This is a genomic window from Yersinia vastinensis (assembly GCF_902726565.1).
GTDB classification, from domain to species: Bacteria; Pseudomonadota; Gammaproteobacteria; order Enterobacterales; family Enterobacteriaceae; genus Yersinia; species Yersinia vastinensis.
Genome location: NZ_CACVAF010000012.1, coordinates 92,601 through 118,744, shown reverse-complemented (window position 1 = coordinate 118,744; position 26,144 = coordinate 92,601). Strand labels below are relative to the sequence as shown.

Genomic DNA, 26,144 nt, shown 5'->3' with positions numbered 1-26,144 from the left:
ACCACCCGTCACCTAAATGATTAGCCGCAAGCTTTGTGGCTGGTTTATCATTCAATGTATAAGTTTTCTAAATAGCACTTAGCATCGTACTTATAACCTATCCAATATATGTCATCTTAGATGGGTTTAAGCCGGGTAAACTGATACTCAGGGGTATACGTGCAGTTAACAAGTTTTACTGATTATGGTTTGCGGGCGCTGACATATATGGCCTCGCTGCCCGAAGGCCAAATGACCAGCATTTCTCAGGTGACTGAGGTCTATGGTGTGTCTCGCAATCATATGGTTAAAATAATCAATCAGTTGAGCCGTGTCGGGCTTGTCACTGCAGTACGGGGGAAGAATGGGGGCATTCGGCTGGGGAAACCGGCTGATCAGATTCGTATTGGTGACGTTGTGCGCCAATTGGAACCCCTTTCTCTGGTTAATTGCAGTAGTGATTTTTGCCATATAACACCCGCTTGTCGCCTGAAACAAGTGCTTAATCAGGCGGTGCAAAGTTTTCTAAGCGAGCTGGATAACTATACTTTGGCCGATATGGTTCAAGATAATACCCCGCTCTACAAGCTATTACTTGTTGAGTAGTTTTTTTCTTAATCAAAGAAATATATACCCAAAGAACTTGGAGTTGCAGGTAGACAGCCAGCAAACGAATCCCGATGAGCTTACATAAGTAAGTGATTCGGGTGAGAGCGCGCAGCTAACACCCCTGCAACTTCAAGTACGCAGGGTATAAGACCTGCTGCTGACAACGGAGGAACCGCAATGTCACAAGATCCATTCTTGGAACGAGAAGCAGAAAAATATGAGTCGCCGATCCCTAGCCGGGAATTCATTTTGGCTCATCTCGCGAAACGCGAAACACCCGCCAGCCGTGAAGAGCTGGCTAATGAACTTAATTTATCCGGTGAAGAGGCTCTAGAAGCACTGCGCCGCCGCCTACGCGCGATGGAGCGTGATGGCCAATTAGTCTTCACCCGTCGTCAATGCTACGCCTTGCCGGAGCGGCTGGACTTATTACGTGGCACAGTTATTGGTCACCGGGATGGCTTTGGTTTTTTGCGGGTTGAGGGCAGTAAAGACGATCTCTACCTTTCCGCAGAACAAATGAAAATGGCTATCCACGGTGATGTGGTACTGGCCCAAGCTATGGGGGCTGATCGTAAAGGCCGTCGTGAAGCGCGAATTGTGCGAGTACTGGTGCCGAAAACCAGTCAAATTGTGGGCCGTTACTTTACCGATGCCGGTGTTGGTTTCGTGGTGCCGGACGACAGTCGCTTGAGCTTCGATATTCTCATCCCACCTGAATTTATCAGCGGCGCCCGTATGGGGTATGTGGTGGTGGTCGAATTGACACAACGCCCAACCCGTCGCAGTAAAGCCGTGGGTAAAATTGTCGAGGTGTTGGGTGAGAACATGGGGACTAGCATGGCAGTGGATATCGCCTTGCGCACCCATGAAATTCCTCACACTTGGCCGCCACAGGTCGAAAAACAAGTTGCTGACCTGAAAGAACAAGTACCGGAAGAGGCGAAAAAAGGGCGAGTAGATTTACGCAATTTGCCATTGGTCACTATTGATGGCGAAGATGCCCGTGACTTCGATGATGCGGTGTATTGTGAGAAAAAACGCGGTGGAGGTTGGCGTCTGTGGGTTGCCATTGCAGATGTTAGCTATTATGTCCGCCCGCGAACGGCACTGGACGATGAAGCCCGCAGCCGTGGCAACTCAGTCTACTTCCCATCGCAAGTGGTGCCTATGTTGCCGGAAGTGCTATCAAATGGCCTTTGTTCCCTGAATCCGCAAGTAGACCGCCTGTGTATGGTGTGCGAGATGACTATCTCCGCACAGGGTAAGCTCTCATCTTATAAATTCTACGAAGCGGTGATGAGTTCTCACGCGCGTCTGACTTACACCAAAGTGTGGCGCATTATTGACGGTGAAGAGTCACTGCGTGAGCAATATAAGCCTCTGGTACCGCATTTATTAGAACTCCATGCCATGTACAAAGTGCTGGATCAGGCTAGGGCGGAGCGTGGTGGCATTGCCTTTGAAACAGAAGAAGCCAAGTTTATTTTCAATGCAGAGCGTCGTATTGAGCGCATTGAACCGACCATGCGTAATGATGCGCATAAACTGATTGAAGAGTGCATGATTCTGGCGAATATTGCTGCCGCGCGGTTTGTGGAAAAGCACAACGAGCCGGCGCTGTTCCGCGTGCATGACCGCCCAAGTGACGACCATATTTCAGCACTGCGCAGTGTGCTCAGTGAGTTGGGTCTGACGTTAGGTGGTGGTCTGAAACCTGAGCCAAAAGATTACGCGGTGTTAATGGATGAAGTTGCCGATCGCCCGGATCATGAAATGCTGCAAACCATGTTGCTGCGCTCCATGAAACAAGCGATTTACGATCCGGAAAACCGTGGTCACTTTGGTTTAGCACTGGCCTCTTATGGGCATTTTACCTCGCCAATTCGTCGTTATCCCGATTTGGCAATGCACCGGGCTATTAAGTACCAGTTAGCCAAAGAGCACGGCAATGTTAAAGAGCGCTGGACACCGACCGGTGGTTGGCACAGTGAATATGAAGATATGCTGCAATTGGGTGAACACTGCTCAATGACGGAGCGTCGTGCCGATGAAGCCACGCGAAATGTAGCTGATTGGCTGAAGTGTGACTTCATGCAAGATCAGGTAGGCAAAGTCTTCACTGGTATTATTGCTAGTGTTACCGGTTTTGGCTTCTTTGTCCGTCTGGATGATCTGTTCATTGATGGTTTGGTACATGTTTCCAGTCTGGATAATGACTATTACCGTTACGACAATATTGGCCAACGGCTTATCGGTGAATCTTCCGGTCAGGTTTATCGCTTGGGTGATACCGTCGAAATCCGCGTAGAGGCGGTACATATGGATGAGCGCAAAATCGACTTTGCGCTGGTTTCAAGTACCCGCAAGCCGCGTGGGGAAGGTAAAACTGCGCGTGATAAGGCTAAGAAAGCGGATGGTCAGCGCACCATGCGCGATACCTCTAGCCGTGGTGGCCGTGGCAGTGCATCAAGTTCGTCACGTCGTGATGGTGCGCCAGCAGGAAATGGGCAAAAACGTCCTCGTCGTGCTAAAAAGCCAGCAAACTTTGAGCCGGACAGTGCTTTTCGTCCAGCGGATGCTGCCGCCAAAGTAGATGAAAAAGCGAAGGCGGAGAAAAAGGCTAAAGCTAAAGCGAAAAGAGCCTCGGCCAAAACCAAGAAAATTGCCGCTGCCACCAAGGCGAAGCGCGCAAAGAAAAAAACCAGCAGCGACCAGTAATGGCCTGTTGATTGTCGGGCGGCCCTCGTCGCCCGCATTAATTTAATCATTGGCAGGCAAATACTCTTGCCTGTCGACACATGTAAAAGAGCATCATGAGCGAAATTATTTACGGCATTCACGCCGTCAAAGCCCTGTTAGACAATGATCCACAACGTTTTCTGGAAGTTTTTATTCTGAAAGGCCGTGATGATCGTCGCCTACAGCCGTTGATTGCCGAACTCGAAGCTGCCGGTTTGGTCATTCAGGTTGCTAGCCGCCAATGGCTGGATTCACAAGTTGAGGGTGGTGTCCATCAGGGGATCGTGGCGCGAGTCCGTGAAGGGCGTCAGTATCAGGAAAATGATTTACCGGCCTTGCTGGAAAGTGTGGAAACACCTTTCCTATTGGTGCTCGATGGGGTAACAGATCCACACAACTTGGGTGCCTGTTTACGTAGCGCAGATGCGGCGGGCGTGCATGCGGTTATCGTGCCACGGGATCGTTCTGCACAACTTAACGCGATCGCGAAGAAAGTCGCCAGTGGCGCGGCCGAGAATGTACCACTGATTAAAGTCACGAATCTGGCTCGTACTTTGCGGGTGTTGCAGGAACACAATGTCTGGATTGTTGGGACTGCCGGTGAAGCAGACCACACGTTGTATCAGAGCAAAATGACCGGCCCAATGGCGCTGGTGATGGGAGCCGAAGGTGAAGGTATGCGTCGGTTGACTCGCGAGCACTGTGATGAATTAATTAGTATTCCAATGGCCGGTAGTGTTTCCTCACTGAATGTGTCGGTCGCAACGGGTGTCTGCCTATTTGAAGCGGTGCGTCAGCGAGCACTGAAAACCCAATAAGCTGTTCGTTTTATAAACAATTTTTCTTAAAAAGCCAATATTTCCGGATATTGGCTTTTTGTTTTTTATTTTTAATATAGGGAATTTAATAGCTTTATCAGTGAGATGTAGCGAATAAATCCTAGCCTGTGATGGCGTCTGTCAGCAAAAAACCCCGTCTGCATCATACTTAAGCCTGATTTATGGATACTGATTTCGTAATTAAGTACCGAAATGGAGGAAGGTATGGAGTGGCAGACTCACTTGGTTTTCAATCAGCCTGAGCCCTTGTCGAACAGTAACTTATTTCTGTCAGATATGGCCTTGCGGGAAGCGGTGATACGGGAACATGCTGGCTGGGATGGGGAGGATCTTGCTCAGATAGGGCGACAACTTGGCTCGCAGGAATCACTGGAATTAGGGCGACTGGCTAACGCCAATCCTCCTGAGTTATTGCGTTACGATGCTGCAGGGCAACGCTTGGATCAGGTGCGTTTTCACCCAGCCTGGTATGTGTTGATGCAAGAACTGGTTAGCCATCGGGTACACAATTTACCTTGGCAAGAGGATGCCCGAATAGGGTCTTTTGTCGCGCGCGCGGCACGGTTTATCTTACATGCTCAGGTAGAAGCGGGAACGTTATGCCCAATAACCATGACATTTGGTGCCATTCCGTTGCTGCAAAAGATGCTTCCCCCACTTTTTCAAGATTGGCTGCCGCCACTGCTGTCGGACCGTTATGACTCTCACCACGTCATCGGTGGGCAGAAACGGGGTTTGCTGATTGGTATGGGAATGACAGAAAAGCAGGGTGGCTCTGATGTGTTAAGTAACACCACGAGGGCAGAGCCACTGGATGCGCGCGGCAAGGGCGAAGCTTATCGTCTGGTTGGGCATAAGTGGTTTTTCTCCGTCCCGCAAAGTGATGCGCACCTCGTGTTGGCGCAAGCTGAGGGGGGGCTATCCTGTTTCTTCCTGCCTAAAATATTGCCAGATGGCACCTATAACGCTATTCGATTAGAACGTTTGAAAGAGAAACTCGGCAATCGCTCCAATGCCAGCAGTGAAGTTGAATTTGACAATGCCACGGCTTGGTTATTGGGAGATGAGGGCGAGGGTATTCGCCAAATTCTGAAAATGGGCGGATATACTCGTTTTGATTGTGCGCTGGGTAGCCATGGGTTGATGAGGCGGGCTTTCTCTGTCGCGCTGTATCACGCTTGGCAGCGTCAGGCTTTTGGCAAGGCATTGGTAGACCAGCCCTTGATGCGACAGGGACTCAGCCGCATGGCATTGCGCTTAGAGGGCCATACTGCATTACTGATGCGTTTGGCCAGCGCTTGGGGGAAAACCGGTGATCCCCATGAGCAGATATTCAGCCGATTACTGACTCCCGCGGCCAAATATCGTGTCTGTGGGCTGGGCAGTGCATTTGTTGCGCAGGCGATGGAGGTTTTAGGCGGGATTGGCTATTGCGAACAGAGTGAGTTACCGCGACTTTATCGCGAAATGCCGGTAAACAGCATTTGGGAAGGCTCTGGCAATATTATGTGTCTGGATGTGTTGCGCACATTACACAAGCTGCCAACCGCGCTGGAAATGTTGCAGCAAGAGTTTTACCCGGTGCGTGGACAGAATCGGTTGTTTGACCGTGCATGGCGGCAATTACAGCAGCGGCTGAAAAACCCCAAAGAAGAGCAAGGGCGTGCTTTAACTCAGCAACTGTTTGATTTGTGCTGCGCGGCTCAATTACTGCGTTTTGCCTCACCACCATTGGCGGATGCCTGGTGTCGAATGACGCTGGACCATCGTGACCAGTATATGTTGCCGGAGGTGGTTTGCGCGCGCTTACTTAGTCGCGCAACGGGAGGGCAATAGATCCTCCCTTCTTACTTATACAGCAATGCATTGGCATACCAGATGCCGGGGTAAACACTGTCTGACATCATGATAATCAAATAATAAGGCGCACCACTGGCATTAGCCTTGCGCTTAATTTCTGCCTCAACATCCATCGGGCTGCCAAATACCTGAGCTGAAATAGTGCCCATTTTCTGTAAGTTAGCACTTTGGGCGCGGGTGATTTCTTGTGCATAAGGCTGGGGGGCGGGAGGGGGAACAGGCGTCACGTGAAAAGCACTGCAAGCCGAAAGCCCCAAAGTGATTGCCAAGAACAGCATCGCGCGTTTCATTTTCATCTTTACCTCTTTGTTAGCAGGGCGGTTACTGCCACGTTCGTGATTTCTCTAGTGTAACTCTGTGGCATCAAGTCTGTGGGTAATATCTTGGAAGAAATTGATTTAAGACTTTATATCTGTGTTTTGGCACACTGAATTTATTCGGTATAAATGGCTTTCTCGCGTTTATGCCCAGCCTAATACACAAAGGATTCTCACCATGATTGAGATGTCGCTGGAAAATATTAAGGGTATTGAGGTCATCCATGCAGCCCCTGTGGGTAAGCGCCAGCAGCCATTACCGACTATTTTCTTTTATCACGGTTATACCTCGTCAAAAGAGGTTTACTCCTATTTTGCCTATGCTTTTGCTCAAGCGGGCTTTCGCACAATCGCACCGGATGCGGATATGCATGGTGCACGTTTCAATGGCGATGATACTGAGCGGCAATCTCATTTCTGGGCGATCTTGAAATCGAATATTGATGAGTTACCCGTCCTTAAGCAGCACTATCAGCAAGCGGGATTGATTGAGGGCGAACGTATTGGTGTTGCGGGCGCATCGATGGGGGGAATGACCACGTTGGGGGCTTTTGCTCGCTATCCTTGGGTCAGGGTAGCCGCCGATTTTATGGGGTCAGGTTATTTTACTTCTCTGGCGAAAACACTGTTTCCTCCATTAAACGCTGGTCGCCAAGTCAGCTCGGCAGAATTTCAACGCCGTCTGTTACCTTTGGCCGATTATGATCTTGCTCATCAGTTGGAGAAAATTGCTGATCGCCCACTCTTGGTCTGGCATGGTGAAGCAGATGATGTCGTGCCTGCGGCAGAGAGCGCGAGGTTAGTACAGGAACTGAGGGCAAGTGGGAGGGACAACCACCTGACCTATCTTACCGAAGCGGGCATCGGCCATAAAATTACCCCTACCGCGCTGTCCGCGGGGGTGCGTTTTTTCAGCAAACACCTATAAAAAACCCCCGACAAGCGGGGGGAATTGAGCATGAGGGTTTTCTTTTTATCGGGCTTTCTCTGGTGTTGTATTTGTTTATTGAATCCTAGCGATAGAGAACTGCGTTAACGTGCATAGAACTATTGTCGCCAGGCTCATGCATCGCGATGATCTGATAAGAACTTGCGCCACGTTCATCGGCTAATTTACTGAGTTGCGCAGTGGCATCGTCAGGGGAAATCACATTGTGACCCAGTGACAGTGCTCCAATACTGACGCGCTGTTGTTGCATAGCCTGCTGGGCCGTAATTTCCGTGGCAGCAAATGTACTGGCGGAAAGGAAAAAGCTCAGGATGGCGGCGATGGTAAGTGTATTTTTCATGGGTGACTCCAATATCTTATTTATATACTTTGAATAACTTATCTAGCTGTTGCGCCGCTTGTTATGCGGTGGATGTAAATAATTCTAGTCGCTTTTGTTCATTTAAAAATACGCTTCAATTGATTTACTTGGTCAAAAAAAATGAACGATTATTGAGTTGAGCTAATGATTTTATTGAAAGATTTAGCAAACTAATGGTTTTACATACATTGGTTATTTAATGAACAAAAAGTGCGGTTTTGGTCGCGCAATCCGTTGTACAAGAATAAATCCCCGTCAGTCCTTGAGTTTCCAGCCGCCGACAAGTATAGTTACGCGTCATTTTTCAGCCGCACACAAATACGTTCCTTGCCTCCATGGGCCGCGGTTGACCCTATCAGGAGGCTGAATAATCCGTAAGGAGCAATAATCGATGCGTCATTACGAAATCGTTTTTATGGTCCATCCTGACCAAAGCGAACAGGTTCCGGGCATGATCGAGCGCTATAGTGCAACTATCACTAATGCTGCTGGTACGATCCACCGTCTGGAAGACTGGGGCCGCCGTCAACTGGCTTACCCGATCAACAAACTGCACAAAGCTCACTACGTTCTGCTGAACGTTGAAGCTCCGCAGGAAGCGATCGATGAGCTGGAAACAAACTTCCGCTTCAACGACGCCGTTATCCGTAGCATGGTTATGCGCGTAAAACACGCGGTAACTGAAGCATCACCAATGGTTAAAGCGAAAGACGAACGCCGTGAGCGTCACGACTTCGCGTCTGAAGCCAATGATGATTCTGAAGCTGGGGATTCTGAAGAGTAATTGCCGTGGTGACCACTAATCGTCTGGTACTCTCTGGCACTGTGTGCAAGACACCGGTTCGAAAAGTAAGTCCTTCTGGAATTCCGCATTGTCAATTTGTGCTTGAGCACCGATCAACACAGCAGGAAGCCGGATTTAGCCGACAAACATGGTGCAGAATGCCCATCATCGTTAGCGGGCAAAAGTCACAAGCATTAACTCACAGTATAACGGTCGGCAGTCAGTTAACCGTTGAAGGCTTCATTAGCTGCCATCAAGGCCGCAATGGGCTAAACAAACTGGTTCTGCATGCCGAGCAGATTGAATTTATAGATTCTGGAGACTAGCCAAATGGCACGTTATTTCCGTCGTCGCAAGTTCTGCCGTTTTACCGCGGAAGGCGTTGTAGAGATTGATTATAAAGATATCGCTACGCTGAAAAACTATATCACTGAAAGTGGTAAAATTGTCCCGAGCCGTATCACCGGTACTCGCGCAAAATACCAGCGTCAGCTCGCCCGTTGTATCAAGCGCGCACGCTACCTGTCTTTGTTGCCGTACACTGATCGTCATCAGTAATCGGCCACTGTCCATTAACGACTTTGAGAGGATAAGGTAATGCAAGTTATTCTGCTTGATAAAGTAGCAAACCTGGGCAGCCTGGGTGACCAAGTGAACGTTAAAGCGGGCTACGCTCGTAACTTCCTGGTTCCACAAGGTAAAGCTGTTCCGGCAACTAAGAAAAACGTAGAGTTCTTTGAAGCACGCCGTGCAGAATTAGAAGCCAAATTGGCTGGCGTTCTGGCTGCTGCTGAAGCTCGCGCAGCTAAAATCAACGAACTGGGCAGCGTCACCATCGCATCTAAATCTGGCGATGAAGGCAAACTGTTCGGCTCTATCGGTACTCGCGACATCGCTGATGCAGTCACTGCAGCTGGCGTTGAAGTGGCCAAGAGCGAAGTTCGTCTGCCGAATGGCGTTCTGCGTACCACAGGTGATCATGAAGTTCACTTCCAGGTACACAGCGACGTGTTCGCGCAACTGAACGTGATCGTGGTTGCAGAAGCGTAAGTTACGCTGCTGTTAACCTGCTAAAACGCCAGCCTCGTGCTGGCGTTTTGCTTTTTGACATAGAGCAAAGTGAGTTTAGGGCGTAGTGCCAGACTCTACAATATCAAATTGACATTCTTCGGCCGCCACTCCTGAGCATTGGTAAATCTCAAGGAAGGCTGTTTTTTGGTAGGCCCAGTGGGGTTTCCCATTGATGGATACCGGCCAGGTTTTATTCCCGTAATACATATCAACCTGCCGACCTGCGTCATGTAAATTGTACGTACACTTCTGAAATATCCCCTGCATAGCGTTTTTATCTTTATCACTTTCATTATCGATAATTAAAAGTGCCTCACTAAAATCTTTAATCGCTGCTTTGTTTTCAGGTATAGATTCTTGTAATACCCCAATCCACTCGTCATCCCCATTGCCTGTGGCCGTGTAAATTTGTGCTGCCTGTTTGATTGCACTTATTGCAGGGCAATGATGTTCAGCCAATGCCCCAAAGGGGGTAAAGAAGAGAAGCAAAAAAGGTGTTTTATATTTCATAATCACTCCCTTGTGAATATGGTTATTTGTTGGTGTTATGGATGACGTGAACCACCCAGAAAACAACCTAATTCGGGAGTGAGGCAGCAACAATATCAAAGAAGATAAGGCGGTAGATAGAAAGGGACTATAGCGTGCAGTACTTAACGATCACGACGATAGCTGCCATCGCTTTGCCGGGTAAACAGCACTTGTGTATTGCGAGTGGTTTCAATCGTCAGGGCTGCAACCGCCCCTTGCGCATCCAGCATAATTTTGACTTCTTGCCCGGCTTTGAGGTTACTCAGCGGCTTATCATTACCCTCGACCTGTGCCATCGCAAAAACTTCATTGACTGGCAAATTATTGTCGCGGAATAGCTGCGCCAGTGTTTTCCCTGATTGAATCTGATAACTCTGCCAATTCTCCTGTACTGGGGGAGTGGCTTCAGGTGTCACAGAAGGCGCCACCGTAGGAGGTGGCGGAGCATCAAGATCGTTCTGTAAATGGGCCTGTAGCGGTATCTCAGTCGACGGTGCGCTAACCGGGAATGTGTTATCGGTGTTATCGCGAGACACCGGCCATAGCAGGGCTAGCAGCAAGACTGCCGCCGCAATAATAACCCAGCGACGATGGAATAAAGGCAATGGTTCCATCCACTGAAAATTGTCTGGTAAGTGCCAGATTTTCAGCCATAACCCTTTAATACCGGCTTCCCGCCACGTTGTCGTCACAGGTTCAGGGGCGATATTATTTTCAGTAGAGGCAATATCCTCGGCGGGAGAAATAGGTGCTGATGCACTGACTTCAGACAATAGATTTTGATCATCAGCCGTTTTCGCACCCGGCAAAATCCTCTGCCTGATACTCAGCCAAGTGTGTAGCAGTGGTTGATAAACCCGCGTGCTTTTCCTTCTCCTGGGCGCGATTCTGCCCATGGTGACCTCTCTTCAACTGCGTAGAACAACATAAATATTAAAATGACAATGTACCAATAGGCTTCTAAGTATAACCCTTCTTACTTGAAGTTGATGCAGTCGCTATCTGGTTGATGCTAAAAGACAGAATACTCTGATATCCCTATCGGCTAGCATGCTGCCATTGTTTCTTTTTCTTCGACAAAAGTCATCATTCACGAAGCAAGATTTTACCGCGCTCCCCTGCTGCTGTTATGCTGGCGGCTTCGACATGATTAGCGACTAAAGGAAAATCCATGACAACCCCTTCTTTTGATAGCGTTGAAGCGCAAGCAAGCTACGGAATTGGTTTACAAATCGGGCAGCAATTACAAGAGTCCGGGCTGGAAGGTTTATTGCCAGAAGCATTATTGGCAGGTTTGCGTGACGCGATGGAAGGGAATACACCGACCGTCCCTGTTGATGTAGTTCATCGTGCACTGCGTGAAGTTCACGAGCGTGCTGATAAAGTCCGTGTTGAGCGCCAACAGGCTTTGGTTGAAGAAGGGAAAACGTTCCTGGAAGAGAATGCCAAGCGTGATGACGTCACCACGACAGAATCTGGTTTACAGTTCTCGGTATTGCAGGCCGGTGAAGGCCCAATCCCATCCCGCCAAGACCGTGTTCGTGTGCACTATACCGGTCGTCTGGTTGACGGCACCGTATTTGATAGCTCAGTTGAACGTGGCCAGCCAGCAGAGTTCCCAGTCAGCGGTGTTATTCCGGGCTGGATTGAAGCGTTGTCGATGATGCCGGTAGGGTCTAAGTGGAAATTGTATATCCCGCACAATCTGGCTTATGGCGAGCGTGGCGCGGGTGCAACCATCCCACCATTCAGTGCATTGATGTTTGAAGTGGAACTGCTGGAAATTCTGTAATATTCCTATGCAGTGATATCAGAGAGGGCGACATCTGTCGCCCTTTTGCATTTATTGACCGCGATAGCGTTTGATTGTGAATTTATTCGCCTTTCAGCGCGCGGGGAAACAGCAAATTGTTTTCCAGATGAATATGTTCCATCAGGTCAGTGATGAATTCATTGATGCCGGTGTAAAGCGCCCGCCAGGTATTACAGGCTCCTTCTGGTGGGGTCATGTTTTGTGTCAATTGCTTCACTACTTCCAACTGCTGCCCAACCGCATCGTGTTCCGCTTCCATCACAAATATTGGCCCACCAGCCTGAGAACCCATGCCGCGTTTGATCATCGGGAACAGAATTTCTTCTTCTTTGTACATATGCTGGGTTAGTTCTTCGAGAATCGCCATCAGTTCTACCGCCAATCCGCGAGGGCAGGCTGGTTTTTCACCATGTACGCGCTCAACTTTTTCAGCCATCAGAATCAATTCTGGCAGTTGTTCGCGATGGCGGTTGTGATAGCGGCTAATAATAAAATCAATGATGTCAGTCAGGGAACGTTGCTGCCAGTCTTCAGATGACTGAGGTTCGGTGTGCAATGCACTCAGTTGCGCTTCTAGCTCATCAATATCCAGATTTAGCTTATTGGCTGCCCGCAGTAGTGTTTGCTTGCCCCCACAGCAGAAATCCAATTGATGTTGACGGAAGAGCTTTGTAGCACGTGGGATAGCAATAGCCAGAGCGCCGAGAGATTGATTGCGGTAATCCATGATGACACCTCATTGAGTTATTAAATATCTATAACATGTATAATAAATACATGTTATAGAATGCGATATAGCTCTAAAGGGGTATGTCGAGAGATCAACAGCGCTCCGTAAAGCGCTGTTGCCAGAGATTACTTCTTCTGTAAATCGATTTGGTAAACCTCGAAACCAATCTCGTCAGTTCCCATGGCTTTCATCGGATATTGTGCTTTTTGCTTAATAAATTCAGCTGCTTTGGTACTTGGTGAAGTTTCAAAACGGATATCCAATGGCTGTTTACTCTCAAGGGCTGTCAAACGCCAGTTGTTATCGGCTCGCGGAGTGACTTGCCCATGCTTTTTGGTTTCAGCGCTGATATAAGCAGACAGAACTGCCCGGTTTTCATCCGGCGATGCGAAAGCAATATGGCTGTCACCGGTGCCTGCAAATTTACCGCTGTAAGCACGGTAATTGTTGGTAGCGATCAGGAACGTGGCTTTAGGATCAATGGGTTTGCTGTTAAAAGTGAGGTTTTTAATACGCTCGGCTTTGTCGTTAATTAGTGCGCATTCACCATCATAACGAGCCGGTTGGCTCACATCGATTTCATAATTAACACCATCGATGACATCGAAATTATACGTGCGGAAACCATCCCAATTAATAAGTGATTGTGGCTTATCACTGTTAACGTCAATTTGATTATATTGCGCGGCAGAGCACTCTAACCACTGCTTCACTTCGGCACCACTGGCTTTCACCACAACTAATGTATTCGGGTAAAGGTACAAATCTGCGGCATTACGGAAAGTCAGCTCACCTTTTTCTACTTCGACAAAACTGGCTGGATCATTTTTGCGCCCGCCCGCTTTAAACGGTGCCGCAGCAGAAAGTACCGGTAAGTCAGCCAAATCAGGATCACCCTGAATAAAGTGTTCGGTATAGGCGCGCTGGGCGTTATTCACAATTTGTACTGTTGGGTCATCTTGGATCAGCGCCAGATAGCTATACATATTATCTGATGCGTTGCCGATAGGTTGGCTAACAAAATCACGAGTGCCCTGATGGTCAGCGGCTAACACTTTCACCAACTGTGCATCTTCAGCGGCTAGCGATTTTTGTGTGGTTTTATCAAAGATAGGGCGTGCTTCGGCTTTGGCCTGAGTCACTTGCCACGGGCCTTTGTCATTATTCAGGACAAAATCGACAACCCCCAGATGGTCACCCCACTGGCCTGGCATCACTGCTGGAATACCATTAAGTGTCCCTTGGGTAATATCCGCACCTTTAATCGCAGCAAAATCTTTGCTCGGGAAGACGGCGTGGGCATGACCGAACATGATGGCATCGATACCCGGTACTTGGCTGAGGTAATAGACCGAGTTTTCAGCCATAGCTTTATAAGGCACACTGGACAGGCCTGAGTGGGGGATTGCGACCACTAAATCCGCCCCTTGCTTGCGCATTTCTGGCACCCACTTTTTGGCGGTCTCGGTGATATCGTTAACGGTAACTTTACCGCTCAGATTGGCTTTATCCCATATCATCACTTGGGGCGGTACAAAACCGATGTAGCCTATCCGTAGGTTATGTGTTTTCCCTTCGCGATCTTTTACTGGGGTATCGGCAATAATATAAGGTTGAAACAGCGGTTTACCCGTTTTGACATCAATGACGTTAGCATTCACATAGGGAAATTTGGCGCCTGCCAGTGATTTTTTCAGATAATCCAGACCATAATTAAACTCATGGTTGCCGATATTACCGACGGCATAGTCCAGAGTATTCATTGCCTTGTAGACAGGATGAATTTCCCCGGCGTTGAGTCCTTTGGCTGCCATGTAGTCGCCAAGCGGGCTGCCCTGAATTAGGTCACCATTGTCTACCAGAACGCTGTTTGTCGCTTGTTGGCGGGCGGCATTAATCAGACTTGCCGTACGCACCAGACCGAACTTTTCCGTGGGTTTATCTTTGTAGTAATCGAAATCCATCATGTTGCTGTGCAGGTCAGTGGTTTCCAGTACACGCAAATCAACGGTCGCGGCCTGTGTTGTGCCCATCGTCATTGATGTTGCGATGGCAATCAGGCTGGTAAGCAGGGATAACGTCATCGGACGCTTAGACATGGCTCTCTCCATAGTGGCTTTTCCATTAACAAAAACAACTCGATATGTATCGCAAAAGAATATGTAAATTTAATAAATCGTCATGACAAAGTGTGAAGTTTGGCAGAAAACAGCTTTGGATAACGCGGAGGTACTCACAATTGCAGCAGGTTGATCCTACTGATTTTATTGAGAGTAAGACAAGAAAGGTGGCAATCGGGCAAGGAAATTATTAGTCTGCCAAACCAGTGACAAGCTTTGTGATGATTAATTTTTATTTTGGTTTTGCGTTCTAAAATAAATGTAGAGTGGGTAAGACAGTCCCAAATCATTGTCGAACGGCAGAGATCAATCGAGTGCATTCTGACTATCAATATTCGGCATGACTCATAATACCAAGGGGTGGATGATGTTAGAGCAAATTTGCCAGTTGGCCCGCGAGGCAGGCGTGGCGATTATGGCGGTCTATCAGGGGGAAAAACCCTTAGATGTGGCCCACAAAAAAGATGATTCTCCAGTCACTGCGGCTGATCTTGCGGCACACCAAATTATCAAAGCTGGATTGGCGGCATTGACTCCTGATATCCCCCTGCTATCTGAAGAGGATCCACCAACGTGGGCAGTGCGCCAGCACTGGCAGCGCTATTGGCTGGTTGATCCTTTGGATGGCACCAAAGAATTCTTGAACCGTAATGGTGAGTTTACAGTCAATATTGCCCTGATTGACCAAGGGATTCCGGTGCTGGGTGTGGTTTATACCCCGGTGACGGAGGTGATGTATAGCGCCGAGAATGGTAAGGCGTGGAAGGAAGAATGTGGTAGGCGCATGCAGATTCAAGTGCGCGATGCATTGCCGCCGCTGGTGGTTGTCAGCCGTTCTCACAGTGATGCGGAGTTGGAAGATTATTTGTCGCAATTGGGCGAGCATCAGACGGTATCAGTGGGATCATCGTTGAAGTTTTGTCTGGTGGCTGAAGGGAAAGCACAGCTATACCCGCGCTTTGGGCCAACCAATGTATGGGATACCGCTGCTGGGCATGCTGTTGCTATTGCTGCCGGGGCGCAGGTTCACGATTGGCAGGGTAAGCCATTATCTTATACCCCACGTGAATCATTCCTGAACCCCGGTTTTCGCGTATCGCTGTTTTAAAGTTTCAGCAGTTGGTGCAGTTGGGCGATGACCTGCTGCACTTCTTCGGCTGTCAGAGCGCCATCTTTGACAAATTTAACGTTTCCTTGCGGGTCCAGCACCACTATGGCTGAACCTTTTTCCGCTAAACCCCAAGCCTTTTGAACATTCCCCTTACTGTCTACCACAAACTGTGACCAAGGGAATTCGCGCTTATTACTTTCAATGCTGCTACGCACAAACACCGCAGTGCCAATAATCGCATCATCGGTATTGACGATTGTCGTCGTTTGGTAACGATCGTGTGGCAAATTAGCATGCTTGATAGCTTCTACGAGCGGAGCATTGAGTTCCTTTGCTGAGGTGCGGCCAGCAATATGCTGGACCACTCGCACTTTGCCGGGCAATTGCGAGCTATTCCAGTTTTTATAGCTAAACTGATCAGTAGCCTTATCATAATTCAATTCGCCTTTATCACTGACACCTACCGGCGGTACGCGCTGGTCAAGTTGGAGATTGTGAGCACTGGCAATGAAAGGGGTGAACAGCAGCGATAGGATAAGCAGGCTATTTTTTATCATGGGATGTCCTTGTGGATCTTATGAGTCATGTTGGGCACTTATTTCTGTACCTTGTAATCTACTGGGTATCAGTTTTCCAATCATAGGTGCTGATCAGAGGTCTGTCCTGTTTGTTGAGAATAATTATTTCTACCATTGACTAGATGGTTATTCTGTCTCTATCTCTCATTTTCTCTTTGTGACTCTGTAATTTTATGTAAATCCAGCATCAATGACTAATTTTGGGGGAACTTAAGCCCATACTCTAGGTCTATTACTCTGCAATTATCTTACGCTACCTGTGATCTTGGTCGCTAAGTCGCCAAAAGGTACGTGTTGGTGCTATGGGAGGAAAGTAAAACAATGAGGATCTTCCAACGTTACAATCCGGCAAAAATCGCGATGTATGTCAAAACGTTATTCCGTGGTCGGTTGTATATCAAAGACATGGGGGCTTTTGAGTTTGATAAAGGCAAGATTTTAATCCCGAAAGTTAGGGATAAACGCCACTTTGAGGTGATGTCAGAAGTGAATCGGCAGGTGATGCGTTTGCAAGCCGAAATGGGCTAATCCCCTTCGTACATGAAGTTGCAGCGTTGTTAGTGGCTCTCAATCACCCGAATCACTTACTTGAGTAAGCTCATCGGGATTCGGCCTAGCTGCTTGGTGTTACCCCAGACTAATTGAATTGCGGCTCCTTTATCGGGGCCGCTAATGTTTTAAATGTTCATGGAGTTAAACATGTTGAATGTTTTCTCTATGCATCGCTGCTTTCGTGTGGTGCTTTTGGCAGTATCGGCGCGGGTTGGTCACTGAGTTTGGTAACCAGTAACTGATCGATTTTGTAGCTGTCGATATCCACCACTTCAAACTTGTAACCAGCATATTTGACGAAATCGGTGCGCTTTGGAATTTTGCGCAGCATATACATCATAAAGCCGCCGATGGTTTCATAATTACCAGACTGCGGGAATTCATCAATATGCAGTACGCGCATAACGTCTTCAATGGGTGTACCGCCTTCAATCAGCCATGAACTCTCATCACGAGCAACAATTTGTTCTTCTTGACCCTGGCCGACTAAATCCCCCATCAAAGTGGTCATTACGTCATTCAGGGTAATTATCCCAACGACCAACGCATATTCGTTGAGAATCACGGCAAAGTCTTCACCTGCTGTTTTAAAGCTCTCAAGTGCCTCAGAGAGGGTCAGCGTGTCCGGCACAATCAGCGCTGAACGGATTTGCACTCCACTGCTTAACACCAGACTCTGGTTGCCTAACACTCGGTTCAGCAGGTCTTTGGAGTCAACATAACCCACGACTTGATCAATATGGCCATCGCAGACCAGAAATTTGGAGTGCGGATGAGTCGAAATCTTCTCTTTTATGCTGTCTTCACTTTCCCGCAGATCGAAATAAATCACACTTTCGCGTGAAGTCATCGACGAAGGAACGGTACGTGATTCCAGCTCAAAGACGTTTTCAATTAATTCATGCTCTTGCTTACGTAGCACACCAGCCAATGCCCCCGCTTCCACGACAGCATAGATATCATCCGAAGTGATGTCGTCATTGCGGACCATTGGTAGCTTAAATAAACGGAAAATCAGATTGGCCATCCCATTGAAGAACCAAACTAATGGGCGACAAATCATCAGACAGAAGCGCATCGGGTTGACGATCCGCACGGCAACCGCTTCAGGTGAAATCATACCGATGCGTTTCGGGGTTAAGTCTGCAAAGAGGATAAATAAGCTGGTGACTAAAACGAACGAGCAAATGAAGCTGACTTGATCAGCAAGTTCGGGTGACATAAAGCGCTCAAACACCACTCTGAAAGAAGGGGAAAATGCGGCGTCACCGACAATACCGCCAAGGATAGCAACGGCATTTAGTCCAATCTGGACCACAGTAAAGAATATCCCCGGTGTCTCTTGTAGTTTAAGTACTCGTAAGGCGTTGATATCGCCTTCGTCAGCCAGAAGTTTTAATTTAATTTTGCGTGATGCGGCCAGCGAAATCTCAGATAACGAGAAAAAGGCACTCACTGCAATCAAAAAAAGAATCAGTAAAATACTGTTTAACATAATCTATCCGTGTCGTACCGGCGATAGTGCCGGCGATCGTAAGGAAGGGTTATACTCGTCATCTTTCAAGTGGCAGATTTGTCACCCAAATTTGCAGCCTTCCTGCGCCTTGAAATATATAGGGTATATAGTTCATGTTGAGTTTTAAGACAACGGCAGAAAACCGTTATCGGGCTGAGTGAACAGCCCGGCTAGTATAGCAGCAGCGATGAGAGCGCCGCCAGCCTTACAGATTAGGTGGCATACAAACGCCAATACCGCCTAAGCCGCAATATCCATGCGGATTTTTGTATAAATATTGCTGATGGTCATCTTCGGCATAGTAAAACGGCAGGGCGGTCGCTATTTCGCTTGTAATGGCCCGGCGGTCACCGGCTTTTTCCATCGCTTGCTGAAACTGCACTTTGCTCGCTTTAGCCTGCGCTTCTTGCTCCGGTGTTAATACGTAAATGGCTGAACGATATTGTGTTCCGACATCGCCCCCTTGTCGCATTCCTTGTGCCGGATCGTGATTTTCCCAGAAAATCTGCAATAGTTGCTTATAGCTGATGATGGCAGGGTCAAAAACAACACGAACGACTTCGGCATGAGCCGTGCGCCCACTGCATACCTCATGGTAGGTTGGGTTTGGCGTATATCCACCACTGTAGCCTGCGGCGGTGCTATAAACTCCCGGTTGTTGCCAAAATAGACGCTCGACACCCCAGAAACAGCCCATGGCAAAGAGAGCTATTTCCATACCTTCGGGGACATGTGTCATAGAGTGTCCATTCACCACATGGAGAGTGGCGACCGGCATCGGTGTCAGTCGCCCCGGCAAAGCATTAGCCGCATCAATGACGGCAGTTTTATCAAAATTTTGCACCACAATAGACTCCGATGTTGACAATAGATCCTAAGTTTACAGTAAATTGCTAACAAGATGTTTACAGCGAATGGTTACAGACAGTTGTATCTGATTGCAAGTTTGCACACAATAAGGCCCATTCCGCGTTAATGTAGCGGCTTAAGGTGGAGTTTTAGGGATAATAGGCTTAAATCGGTCTTTGAATGCGGAATGATAGTGTGAGTCCCTACTTTGATTGACCCATATCCGTGAGATCGTTTTACAGGAAAGTATAATTAATAAGCTAGGAGTACGCGTGCCACGATACCCTATTCTATGTTTTTTGTGTGTATTGCTCGCCACACCTACCGCCTTTGCTGCCAATGTTCGGTTGCAGGTTGAGGGTCTTAGCGGGGATTTAGAGAGAAACGTCAGGGCGCGTTTATCAACAATTGACACAGATGAAGTCACCGCTGACGGGCGTTTTCGCTCAAGGGTGGATGAAGCTATTCGTCAGGGGTTGCGGGCTTTAGGCTATTACGACCCCACCATCACCTTTGATTTGCAAGAGCGCCCGGCACCTGCGCGTTCAATTTTAATCGCCAAGGTGGTCCCCGGAGAGCCGGTTTTGATTGCTGGTGTGGATATTGTGCTGCAAGGTGGGGCGAGGACAGATCCCGACTACTTAGCACTGGTGCGCCGAGATAGACCAAAAATTGGCTCCGTTTTGAATCATGGTGATTTTGATAACTTCAAAAGTTCACTGACTGGCCTGGCACTGCGCCGTGGTTATTTTGATGCCAATATGATCAAAAGCCAGCTCGGTGTGGCGGCTGAATTGCGTAAGGCTTTTTGGGATATCGATTTCGACAGCGGCGAGCGCTACCGCTTCGGTAAAGTTATTTTCCAAGGCTCGCAAATCCGCGAGGATTTCCTGCAAAATCTGGTGCCATTTCATGAGGGGCAACTGTACTCTGCCGATGATTTGGCTGAGTTAAACCGCCGTTTATCTGCAACTAACTGGTTTAACTCCGTGGTTGTTTCACCTGATTTCCGCGATGCGAAAAAAACTAAAGTTTTGCCGCTTGATGCGGTGGTGACGCCCCGAACAGAAAATACGGTTGAGCTAGGGGGCGGTTATGCCACCGATGTCGGGCCGCGGCTAACAGCCAGTTGGCGCAAGCCTTGGATGAACTCCTACGGCCACAGCCTGACGACCAGTACCACACTGTCAGCACCTGAGCAGACGCTGGATTTCAGCTATCGAATTCCCTTGTTAAAAAACCCTCTTGAACAGTATTACCTATTGCAGGGTGGGTTTAAACGTACCGATCTTAATGACACCAAATCAGATACCACGACACTCAACGTTGCTCGCTTTTGGGATCTCTCCAGTGGTTGGCAGCGGGCGATAAACCTGCGTTGGAGTCTGGATCACTTTACTCAAGGTAGTGTGACGGACACGACTATGCTGTTGTATCCAGGGGTGAGCATTAACCGTACCCGTCAGCGTGGTGGTGCCATGCCGGTCTGGGGCGACAGTCAGCGTTATTCCATCGATGTGTCAGATACCACGTGGGGGTCCGATGTTGATTTTGGTATTTTCCAAGCACAAAACGTGTGGATACGTACTCTAGGTGAGAAAAACCGCTTTGTGGTACGCGGCAATTTAGGTTGGATTGAAACCAACAATTTTGACCGTGTGCCGCCGTCACTGCGTTTCTTCGCCGGTGGTGATCGCAGTATTCGTGGCTATAAATTCCGCGATGTTTCTCCTCGCGACAGTGAGGGTAAGTTAACCGGTGCTTCTAAATTAGCCACAGGTTCTCTCGAATATCAATATAACGTCACTGGCCGATGGTGGGGGGCGGTATTTGTCGATACGGGGGAAGCCGTTAATGATATTCGTAAGAGCGATTTTAAAACCGGTGCTGGGGTAGGGGTGCGTTGGGCTTCTCCTGTCGGCCCGATCAAGCTGGATATCGCTAAACCTATTGGTGACAACGAAGCACGTGGCGTGCAATTTTACATCGGTTTGGGGCCTGAACTATGATGTCGATAAAGGGATGGCGGTGGGTAAAGAGACTCTGTATCGCATTTCTGCTCATTGTCCTGCTGCTGGTCGGCGCACTGGTAGGTTTGCTCGGTACCACCACGGGTTTACATTTTGTTATCAACAGTGCGGCACGTTGGGTGCCTGGTCTGGATATTGCCAGTGTCAGTGGTGGCTGGCGTGACCTCACCCTTAAAGGCATTCAGTACCAAATGCCAGGTGTCACGGTTAAGACTGGGCAGTTTCATCTGTCATTGCAACTCTCCTGCCTAAAGCGCAGCGAGTTATGCGTTAACGCACTGACAGCCCAGGATGTTGATGTGGTGGTGGATACCAAGGCCATGGCTCCTTCGGCTCCCGCTCCCGCCAGTACTGAGCCTATGGGCGAATTGAGCACGCCATATCCCATCACTTTGCGTTTGCTGTCACTCAACAATGTCAAAGTGACTATTGATGACACTGCGATTTCGCTGGATGAATTCCGCACAGGCGCACATTGGCAACAACGCGCATTGGACCTGATGCCGACTAAAATCAGTGGGTTACTGATAGCACTGCCAAAAACAGTGCCTGCTGTTGTTCCTGATGCAGCGAAACCCGCGGTAGAAACGGCTATCGCCGTCAAAGAGGCAGTTGAGCAGCAAGCTGCCGCTCCCGCAGAACCAGAAACCCCGCTGGGAGAGACGTTAAAAGAGCTTTTCTCCAAGCCCCTGTTGCCTGATTTACCAAACTTCCGCCTGCCGCTCGATTTGAAAATTAACGAAATTTCTGGGCAGCAATTACGGCTCACCGGCGATACTGATGTCCTTATCAGCAGCGTTTTGTTGCGCGCCAATACCCAAGAAAATCAAGTCACGCTGGATACGCTGGATATCAAATCGCCACAGGGTGGGCTGTCAGCCCATGGTGAGGCACAACTGGCGGATAAGTGGCCGCTTAGTTTGGTCGTCAACAGCGCATTGAACATAGAGCCACTGAAAGGCGAGAAAGTGAAGTTGACCGTCGGTGGTGCGCTGCGTGAACAACTCAAGGTGGCGCTCAATTTATCCGGCCCAGTCAGTGCACAGCTTGAGGCAGAAACTGCGTTGGCGCAGGTAGGGTTACCGCTGGCATTAACCCTACAAAGCAAGCAATTGCGTTGGCCGCTGAGTGGTGAGCCTCAGTTCCAACTCAGTAATTTAAAAACACGGTTTAATGGGCAGGCAACAGATTATGCGCTGTCAATTCGTGCTGATTTTAAAGGTACGGATTTACCGCCAGCGGTATTCACTCTCGACGGTAAAGGGAATGTTGAACAATTCAATCTGACGCGCTTGCGTTTGGCGGCATTGCAAGGCAACTCTGATCTCACTGGCGTGGTGGATTGGAGCAAAGCGATTAGTTGGAATTCGGTGCTCACCCTGTCGGGTATTAATACTGTGAGGCAGTGGCCAGAGTGGCCAGCAAAATTGGATGGCAAGATTGTCACACGAGGCAGTCTCCATGGCGGTAGCTGGCAATTACAGGTGCCAGAGTTGACACTGGACGGCAATGTAAAACAGAACCGTGTTACGGTGCGTGGCGCGTTAACCGGGAATGCCGCAGGTCAATGGCATATACCAGGCATCAACTTGGCATTAGGACGTAATACGCTGGATGTGAAAGGCGACCTTAACGACAACTGGCTGCTTGACGCCAATGTTGATGCACCACAGCTTGATGGCGCGTTGCCGGGCTTGGGCGGCGTGGTGAAAGGAACACTAAAATTACGCGGTAATCTGAAAGCTCCGCAACTGCTGGCCGATCTCACGGCGAATCGTCTGCAGTGGCAAGAATTGACGATTAATCGTGTCAAGATTGATGGCGATGTGCGATCGACTGATCAAATTCAGGGCCAGTTGGCAATCCGGGTCGAGCAGCTTAAACAAGCGGATTTGCTGGTTAGCTTATTGACGTTGGATGCGCGCGGCAGCGAGAAGCAGCACCAGTTACGGCTAAATATGCAGGGTGAGCCAGTGTCTGGTCAGTTGGCGTTGGAGGGGAGCTTCGATCGCCAGCAAGAGCGTTGGCGCGGCACACTCAATAACACGCGCTTTGATACGCCCGTCGGTGAATGGCGTTTAAGCCGCGCGATAGCCTTGGATTACCAAAATACCTTACAGCGGGTCACCATTGGGCCGCATTGTTGGCTTAACCCGAATGCAGAGCTGTGTGTACCGCGGGCAATTGAAGCAGGCCCGAGCGGGCAGGCGAGTGTGGTACTCAACCGCTTTGATTTAGCGATGATTAAACCTTTCCTTGGCCCGGACACCACCATGAGTGGGGTCTTCACCGGGCGGGCAGATGTCAGCTGGAAAGCGGGCGGTGCTTTGCCAGATGTGCGGGTCTCACTTAATGGTAATGGCGTCAAAGTACAACAGATGGTGCAGGGTAACCCGCTACCAATTAATTTTGAAACGTTGAACCTGAATGGCGGCCTGACCAACGGGCAAGTGCGAGCTGATTGGCTGGTTAAATTGGTCAATAATGGGCAGTTTTCCGGTCAAGTACAGGTTGCTGATCCAGAAGGGCGGCGCAATTTATCCGGTAACATTGCTATCAGTGATTTCTCGCTGGCAATGATTAATCCGATTTTGAGTGATGGCGAAAAAGCGACTGGCACATTAAATGCCAATCTACGTTTGGGCGGGAATGCGAAAAGTCCATTAGTCTTTGGCCGTCTGGCGCTAGACAACGTGGATGTTGATGGGAGTTGGATGCCATTTGATATCACCGAAGGGCGCTTGGTGATGAATTTTGATGGTATGACCTCGACTCTGGAGGGCTTAATCCGCACGTCTCAAGGGCAGCTCAATCTTTCTGGCGATGCTGACTGGCGTGATATCAATGCCTGGCGCGCGCGGATTGCAGCTAAAGGCAATAAGTTGCGCGTGACTGTGCCGCCAATGGTGCGGATCGATGTGTCACCAGACATTGTGTTTGAAGCTACGCCGCAATTGTTTACTCTCAATGGCTCGGTCGATATTCCTTGGGCGCGTATCACGGTGCAGGAAGTGCCGGAAAGTGCGGTGGGGGTGTCACCTGATGAGGTGATGCTAAATAACGATCTGAAGCCTATTTCACCACGCTCTGCCAGCATCCCAATTAACAGTAATCTGGTGATTCACGTTGGTAATGATGTTCGTCTGAATGCATTTGGTCTGAAAGCGCGCTTACAAGGCGATTTGAAAATGGTGCAAGATCAGCGCGGCTTAGGTCTGAATGGGCAGATTAATATTCCGTCTGGTAGCTTCCGTGCTTATGGTCAGGACTTGATAGTCAACAAAGGGGTCTTATTGTTCTCCGGCCCACCGGATCAACCACTGCTTAATATTGAGGCGATTCGAAATCCTGATGCCACTGCTGACGGCGTAACAGCGGGTGTGCGGGTGACGGGGATGGCTGACTCTCCTCGGCTGGAAATCTTCTCGGATCCGGCGATGTCTCAGCAGGAAGCCTTATCTTATCTGCTGCGTGGGCAGGGATTAGGTAATTCAGGTGCTGACAGTGGTTTGATGACGTCCATGCTCGTTGGGATGGGGGTTGCACAAAGTGGTAAACTTGTGGGTAAAATTGGTGAGGCATTTGGTGTAAGCAACCTGGCACTGGATACTCAAGGCGTTGGCGATAGTTCACAAGTGGTTGTGAGCGGCTATGTCACTAAAGATCTGCAAATAAAATACGGTGTGGGTATATTTGACTCGCTGGCGACGTTAACATTACGTTATCGGTTGATGCCCAGGTTGTATCTGGAAGCGGTGTCTGGTATTGATCAGGCATTAGATGTGCTTTATCAGTTTGAGTTCTAACAATGCGAATTATTGTCTACGGTAGTTTACGGCGCAAGCAAGGTAATAGTCATTGGATGACGGACGCCCAGTTATTGGGTGAACATGACCTGGAAGGTTTTGATATGTACGATTTAGGTCATTATCCGGCAGTTGTGCCCGGAGATGGCACCGTGCATTGTGAAGTTTATCGAATTAACTCGTCTATTATGAATGAGTTAGATGAGCTAAAAAGTAATACCAAAGATTATCGGCGTGAGTTGATCCAGACACCTTATGGCAGTGCATGGATATACCTTTATCGTTTACCGATTGAAGGGTTACCGCGTATTTACAGTGGCGATTGGTTAAAACGCCATGAAGAGAATAATAAGCCGTAAAGTGAAACAACCATAAAAAAACACCGCTCAAGGGCGGTGTTTTTTATTACGGGCGCAACCAAGAATTACTTCTTCGCACGCTCGAAAGAAGACTGGATCTCGGCTTTAGCTGCTTCGGCATTTTCCCAACCGTCAACTTTCACCCACTTGCCTGCTTCCAAATCTTTGTAATGTTCAAAGAAGTGTTTGATCTGTGCTTTCAGCAGTTCTGGCAGATCTTCCACATCTTTAATGTGATCATATTCTTTGGTCAGTTTGCTGTGTGGAACTGCAACCAACTTGGCATCTTCACCCGCTTCATCAGTCATTTTCAGCACGCCAACTGGACGGCAACGAATCACTGAGCCTGGTTGTAACGGATACGGCGTTGGTACCAGTACATCAACCGGGTCCCCATCTAATGACAAGGTGTTATTGATGTAGCCGTAGTTGCACGGATAGAACATTGCAGTAGACATGAAACGGTCTACAAACAGAGAGCCGGTTTCTTTATCGATTTCATATTTGATTGGATCTGCATTCGCAGGGATTTCGATCACAACATAAATATCTTCTGGCAGGTCTTTACCTGCGGGTACTTGGTTCAAGCTCATGTCGGTTTCCTTTTATCAAACCAGAAATGGAGTGCCGGCTATTAT

The 26,144-nt window shown here is 48.7% G+C and carries 25 protein-coding genes; 15 read left to right on the top strand and 10 right to left on the bottom strand.

Translation table 11 applies throughout. The features are described 5' to 3' along the window. The first annotated feature begins 159 nt into the window (after positions 1 to 159). From nsrR to HUZ92_RS17095, 4 genes are all read left to right on the top strand, one after another. Entirely contained in the window at positions 160 to 585 is a 426-nt protein-coding gene (gene nsrR, locus HUZ92_RS17110; RefSeq protein WP_050099789.1) for a nitric oxide-sensing transcriptional repressor NsrR, read from the top strand. Between the two features lie 180 nt (positions 586 to 765). After that, entirely contained in the window at positions 766 to 3,309 is a 2,544-nt protein-coding gene (rnr, locus tag HUZ92_RS17105) for a ribonuclease R (protein ID WP_050099790.1), read from the top strand. A gap of 95 nt (positions 3,310 to 3,404) precedes the next feature. Next, a complete protein-coding gene (gene rlmB / locus HUZ92_RS17100; protein WP_050099792.1) occupies positions 3,405 to 4,148 on the top strand; it encodes a 23S rRNA (guanosine(2251)-2'-O)-methyltransferase RlmB in 744 nt (247 codons plus the stop codon). Positions 4,149 to 4,361: 213 nt separating this feature from the next. Next, positions 4,362 to 6,005, top strand: coding sequence for an isovaleryl-CoA dehydrogenase (locus tag HUZ92_RS17095; protein ID WP_050140946.1), 1,644 nt, complete (start codon positions 4,362 to 4,364; stop codon positions 6,003 to 6,005). 11 nt (positions 6,006 to 6,016) lie between these two features. Here the strand turns inward: HUZ92_RS17095 and bsmA are convergent, their stop codons facing one another. Further along, positions 6,017 to 6,325 (bottom strand): biofilm peroxide resistance protein BsmA, encoded by a 309-nt coding sequence (gene bsmA / locus HUZ92_RS17090; RefSeq protein WP_050295933.1) that lies wholly within the window; start codon positions 6,323 to 6,325, stop codon positions 6,017 to 6,019. A gap of 199 nt (positions 6,326 to 6,524) precedes the next feature. On the opposite strand from bsmA, the gene yjfP reads away from it, so the two are divergent. After that, positions 6,525 to 7,274: an esterase gene (gene yjfP / locus HUZ92_RS17085; protein ID WP_145580091.1), complete on the top strand. Its 750-nt coding sequence runs from the start codon at positions 6,525 to 6,527 to the stop codon at positions 7,272 to 7,274. A gap of 85 nt (positions 7,275 to 7,359) precedes the next feature. On the opposite strand, the gene HUZ92_RS17080 is transcribed toward yjfP, so the two are convergent. Beyond that, complete coding sequence (locus HUZ92_RS17080) at positions 7,360 to 7,635, bottom strand: YdgH/BhsA/McbA family protein (protein WP_050099799.1); 276 nt, start codon at positions 7,633 to 7,635, stop codon at positions 7,360 to 7,362. Between the two features lie 412 nt (positions 7,636 to 8,047). Here HUZ92_RS17080 and rpsF point away from each other — a divergent pair, with 412 nt between their 5' ends. From rpsF to rplI, 4 genes are read left to right on the top strand one after another with little or no spacing between them, the layout of a single operon-like run. Next, the gene (gene rpsF / locus HUZ92_RS17075) at positions 8,048 to 8,440 is read left to right on the top strand and encodes a 30S ribosomal protein S6 (protein WP_002210153.1); all 393 of its coding nucleotides are present in this window, start codon (positions 8,048 to 8,050) and stop codon (positions 8,438 to 8,440) included. Between the two features lie 5 nt (positions 8,441 to 8,445). After that, entirely contained in the window at positions 8,446 to 8,766 is a 321-nt protein-coding gene (gene priB / locus HUZ92_RS17070; protein WP_020282467.1) for a primosomal replication protein N, read from the top strand. A 4-nt stretch (positions 8,767 to 8,770) separates the two neighbouring features. Next, positions 8,771 to 8,998, top strand: a complete 228-nt coding sequence (gene rpsR / locus HUZ92_RS17065; RefSeq protein ID WP_002210155.1) for a 30S ribosomal protein S18 — start codon at positions 8,771 to 8,773, stop codon at positions 8,996 to 8,998. A 39-nt stretch (positions 8,999 to 9,037) separates the two neighbouring features. Next, entirely contained in the window at positions 9,038 to 9,490 is a 453-nt protein-coding gene (rplI, locus tag HUZ92_RS17060; RefSeq protein ID WP_004707026.1) for a 50S ribosomal protein L9, read from the top strand. A gap of 75 nt (positions 9,491 to 9,565) precedes the next feature. Here rplI and HUZ92_RS17055 read toward each other — a convergent pair whose 3' ends face one another. Continuing rightward, on the bottom strand, positions 9,566 to 10,021 hold the full coding sequence (locus HUZ92_RS17055; protein ID WP_050099801.1) for a DUF3757 domain-containing protein: 456 nt from the start codon (positions 10,019 to 10,021) through the stop codon (positions 9,566 to 9,568). Positions 10,022 to 10,164: 143 nt separating this feature from the next. Beyond that, positions 10,165 to 10,938 (bottom strand): LysM-like peptidoglycan-binding domain-containing protein, encoded by a 774-nt coding sequence (locus tag HUZ92_RS17050; protein ID WP_050099802.1) that lies wholly within the window; start codon positions 10,936 to 10,938, stop codon positions 10,165 to 10,167. 275 nt (positions 10,939 to 11,213) lie between these two features. Between HUZ92_RS17050 and HUZ92_RS17045 the strand changes: the two genes are divergently transcribed. Next, the gene (locus tag HUZ92_RS17045; RefSeq protein WP_050099803.1) at positions 11,214 to 11,834 is read left to right on the top strand and encodes a peptidylprolyl isomerase; all 621 of its coding nucleotides are present in this window, start codon (positions 11,214 to 11,216) and stop codon (positions 11,832 to 11,834) included. Between the two features lie 82 nt (positions 11,835 to 11,916). Here HUZ92_RS17045 and ytfE read toward each other — a convergent pair whose 3' ends face one another. Both ytfE and HUZ92_RS17035 read right to left on the bottom strand, forming a co-directional pair. Then, a complete protein-coding gene (ytfE, locus tag HUZ92_RS17040; RefSeq protein WP_145580090.1) occupies positions 11,917 to 12,582 on the bottom strand; it encodes an iron-sulfur cluster repair protein YtfE in 666 nt (221 codons plus the stop codon). A 128-nt stretch (positions 12,583 to 12,710) separates the two neighbouring features. After that, on the bottom strand, positions 12,711 to 14,696 hold the full coding sequence (locus HUZ92_RS17035) for a bifunctional 2',3'-cyclic-nucleotide 2'-phosphodiesterase/3'-nucleotidase (RefSeq protein ID WP_050099805.1): 1,986 nt from the start codon (positions 14,694 to 14,696) through the stop codon (positions 12,711 to 12,713). Positions 14,697 to 15,072: 376 nt separating this feature from the next. Here HUZ92_RS17035 and cysQ point away from each other — a divergent pair, with 376 nt between their 5' ends. After that, positions 15,073 to 15,813, top strand: a complete 741-nt coding sequence (cysQ, locus tag HUZ92_RS17030; protein WP_050099807.1) for a 3'(2'),5'-bisphosphate nucleotidase CysQ — start codon at positions 15,073 to 15,075, stop codon at positions 15,811 to 15,813. Here cysQ and HUZ92_RS17025 read toward each other — a convergent pair. Continuing rightward, positions 15,810 to 16,373: a YtfJ family protein gene (locus tag HUZ92_RS17025; RefSeq protein ID WP_050140955.1), complete on the bottom strand. Its 564-nt coding sequence runs from the start codon at positions 16,371 to 16,373 to the stop codon at positions 15,810 to 15,812. The genes cysQ and HUZ92_RS17025 overlap by 4 nt on opposite strands. Positions 16,374 to 16,715: 342 nt before the next feature. On the opposite strand from HUZ92_RS17025, the gene HUZ92_RS17020 reads away from it, so the two are divergent. Beyond that, positions 16,716 to 16,922, top strand: coding sequence for a DUF1107 domain-containing protein (locus HUZ92_RS17020; protein WP_032910425.1), 207 nt, complete (start codon positions 16,716 to 16,718; stop codon positions 16,920 to 16,922). 187 nt (positions 16,923 to 17,109) lie between these two features. Here the strand turns inward: HUZ92_RS17020 and HUZ92_RS17015 are convergent, their stop codons facing one another. Continuing rightward, positions 17,110 to 18,441, bottom strand: coding sequence for a polyamine export protein PaeA (locus tag HUZ92_RS17015; RefSeq protein ID WP_050075661.1), 1,332 nt, complete (start codon positions 18,439 to 18,441; stop codon positions 17,110 to 17,112). A 226-nt stretch (positions 18,442 to 18,667) separates the two neighbouring features. Further along, positions 18,668 to 19,306 carry a peptide-methionine (S)-S-oxide reductase MsrA gene (msrA, locus tag HUZ92_RS17010; RefSeq protein ID WP_072086650.1) on the bottom strand — a complete coding sequence of 213 codons (639 nt, stop codon included), beginning with the start codon at positions 19,304 to 19,306 and terminating at the stop codon, positions 18,668 to 18,670. A 277-nt stretch (positions 19,307 to 19,583) separates the two neighbouring features. Here msrA and tamA point away from each other — a divergent pair, with 277 nt between their 5' ends. From tamA to HUZ92_RS16995, 3 genes are read left to right on the top strand one after another with little or no spacing between them, the layout of a single operon-like run. Next, a complete protein-coding gene (tamA, locus tag HUZ92_RS17005) occupies positions 19,584 to 21,320 on the top strand; it encodes an autotransporter assembly complex protein TamA (protein ID WP_050099812.1) in 1,737 nt (578 codons plus the stop codon). Then, positions 21,320 to 25,147 carry an autotransporter assembly complex protein TamB gene (gene tamB / locus HUZ92_RS17000; RefSeq protein WP_145580095.1) on the top strand — a complete coding sequence of 1,276 codons (3,828 nt, stop codon included), beginning with the start codon at positions 21,320 to 21,322 and terminating at the stop codon, positions 25,145 to 25,147. The genes tamA and tamB overlap by 1 nt, the downstream gene beginning before the upstream one ends. Positions 25,148 to 25,149: 2 nt before the next feature. Then, complete coding sequence (locus HUZ92_RS16995) at positions 25,150 to 25,506, top strand: gamma-glutamylcyclotransferase family protein (RefSeq protein WP_050140957.1); 357 nt, start codon at positions 25,150 to 25,152, stop codon at positions 25,504 to 25,506. Positions 25,507 to 25,571: 65 nt separating this feature from the next. Here the strand turns inward: HUZ92_RS16995 and ppa are convergent, their stop codons facing one another. After that, positions 25,572 to 26,099 (bottom strand): inorganic diphosphatase, encoded by a 528-nt coding sequence (gene ppa / locus HUZ92_RS16990; protein ID WP_050099817.1) that lies wholly within the window; start codon positions 26,097 to 26,099, stop codon positions 25,572 to 25,574. Positions 26,100 to 26,144 lie beyond the last annotated feature (45 nt).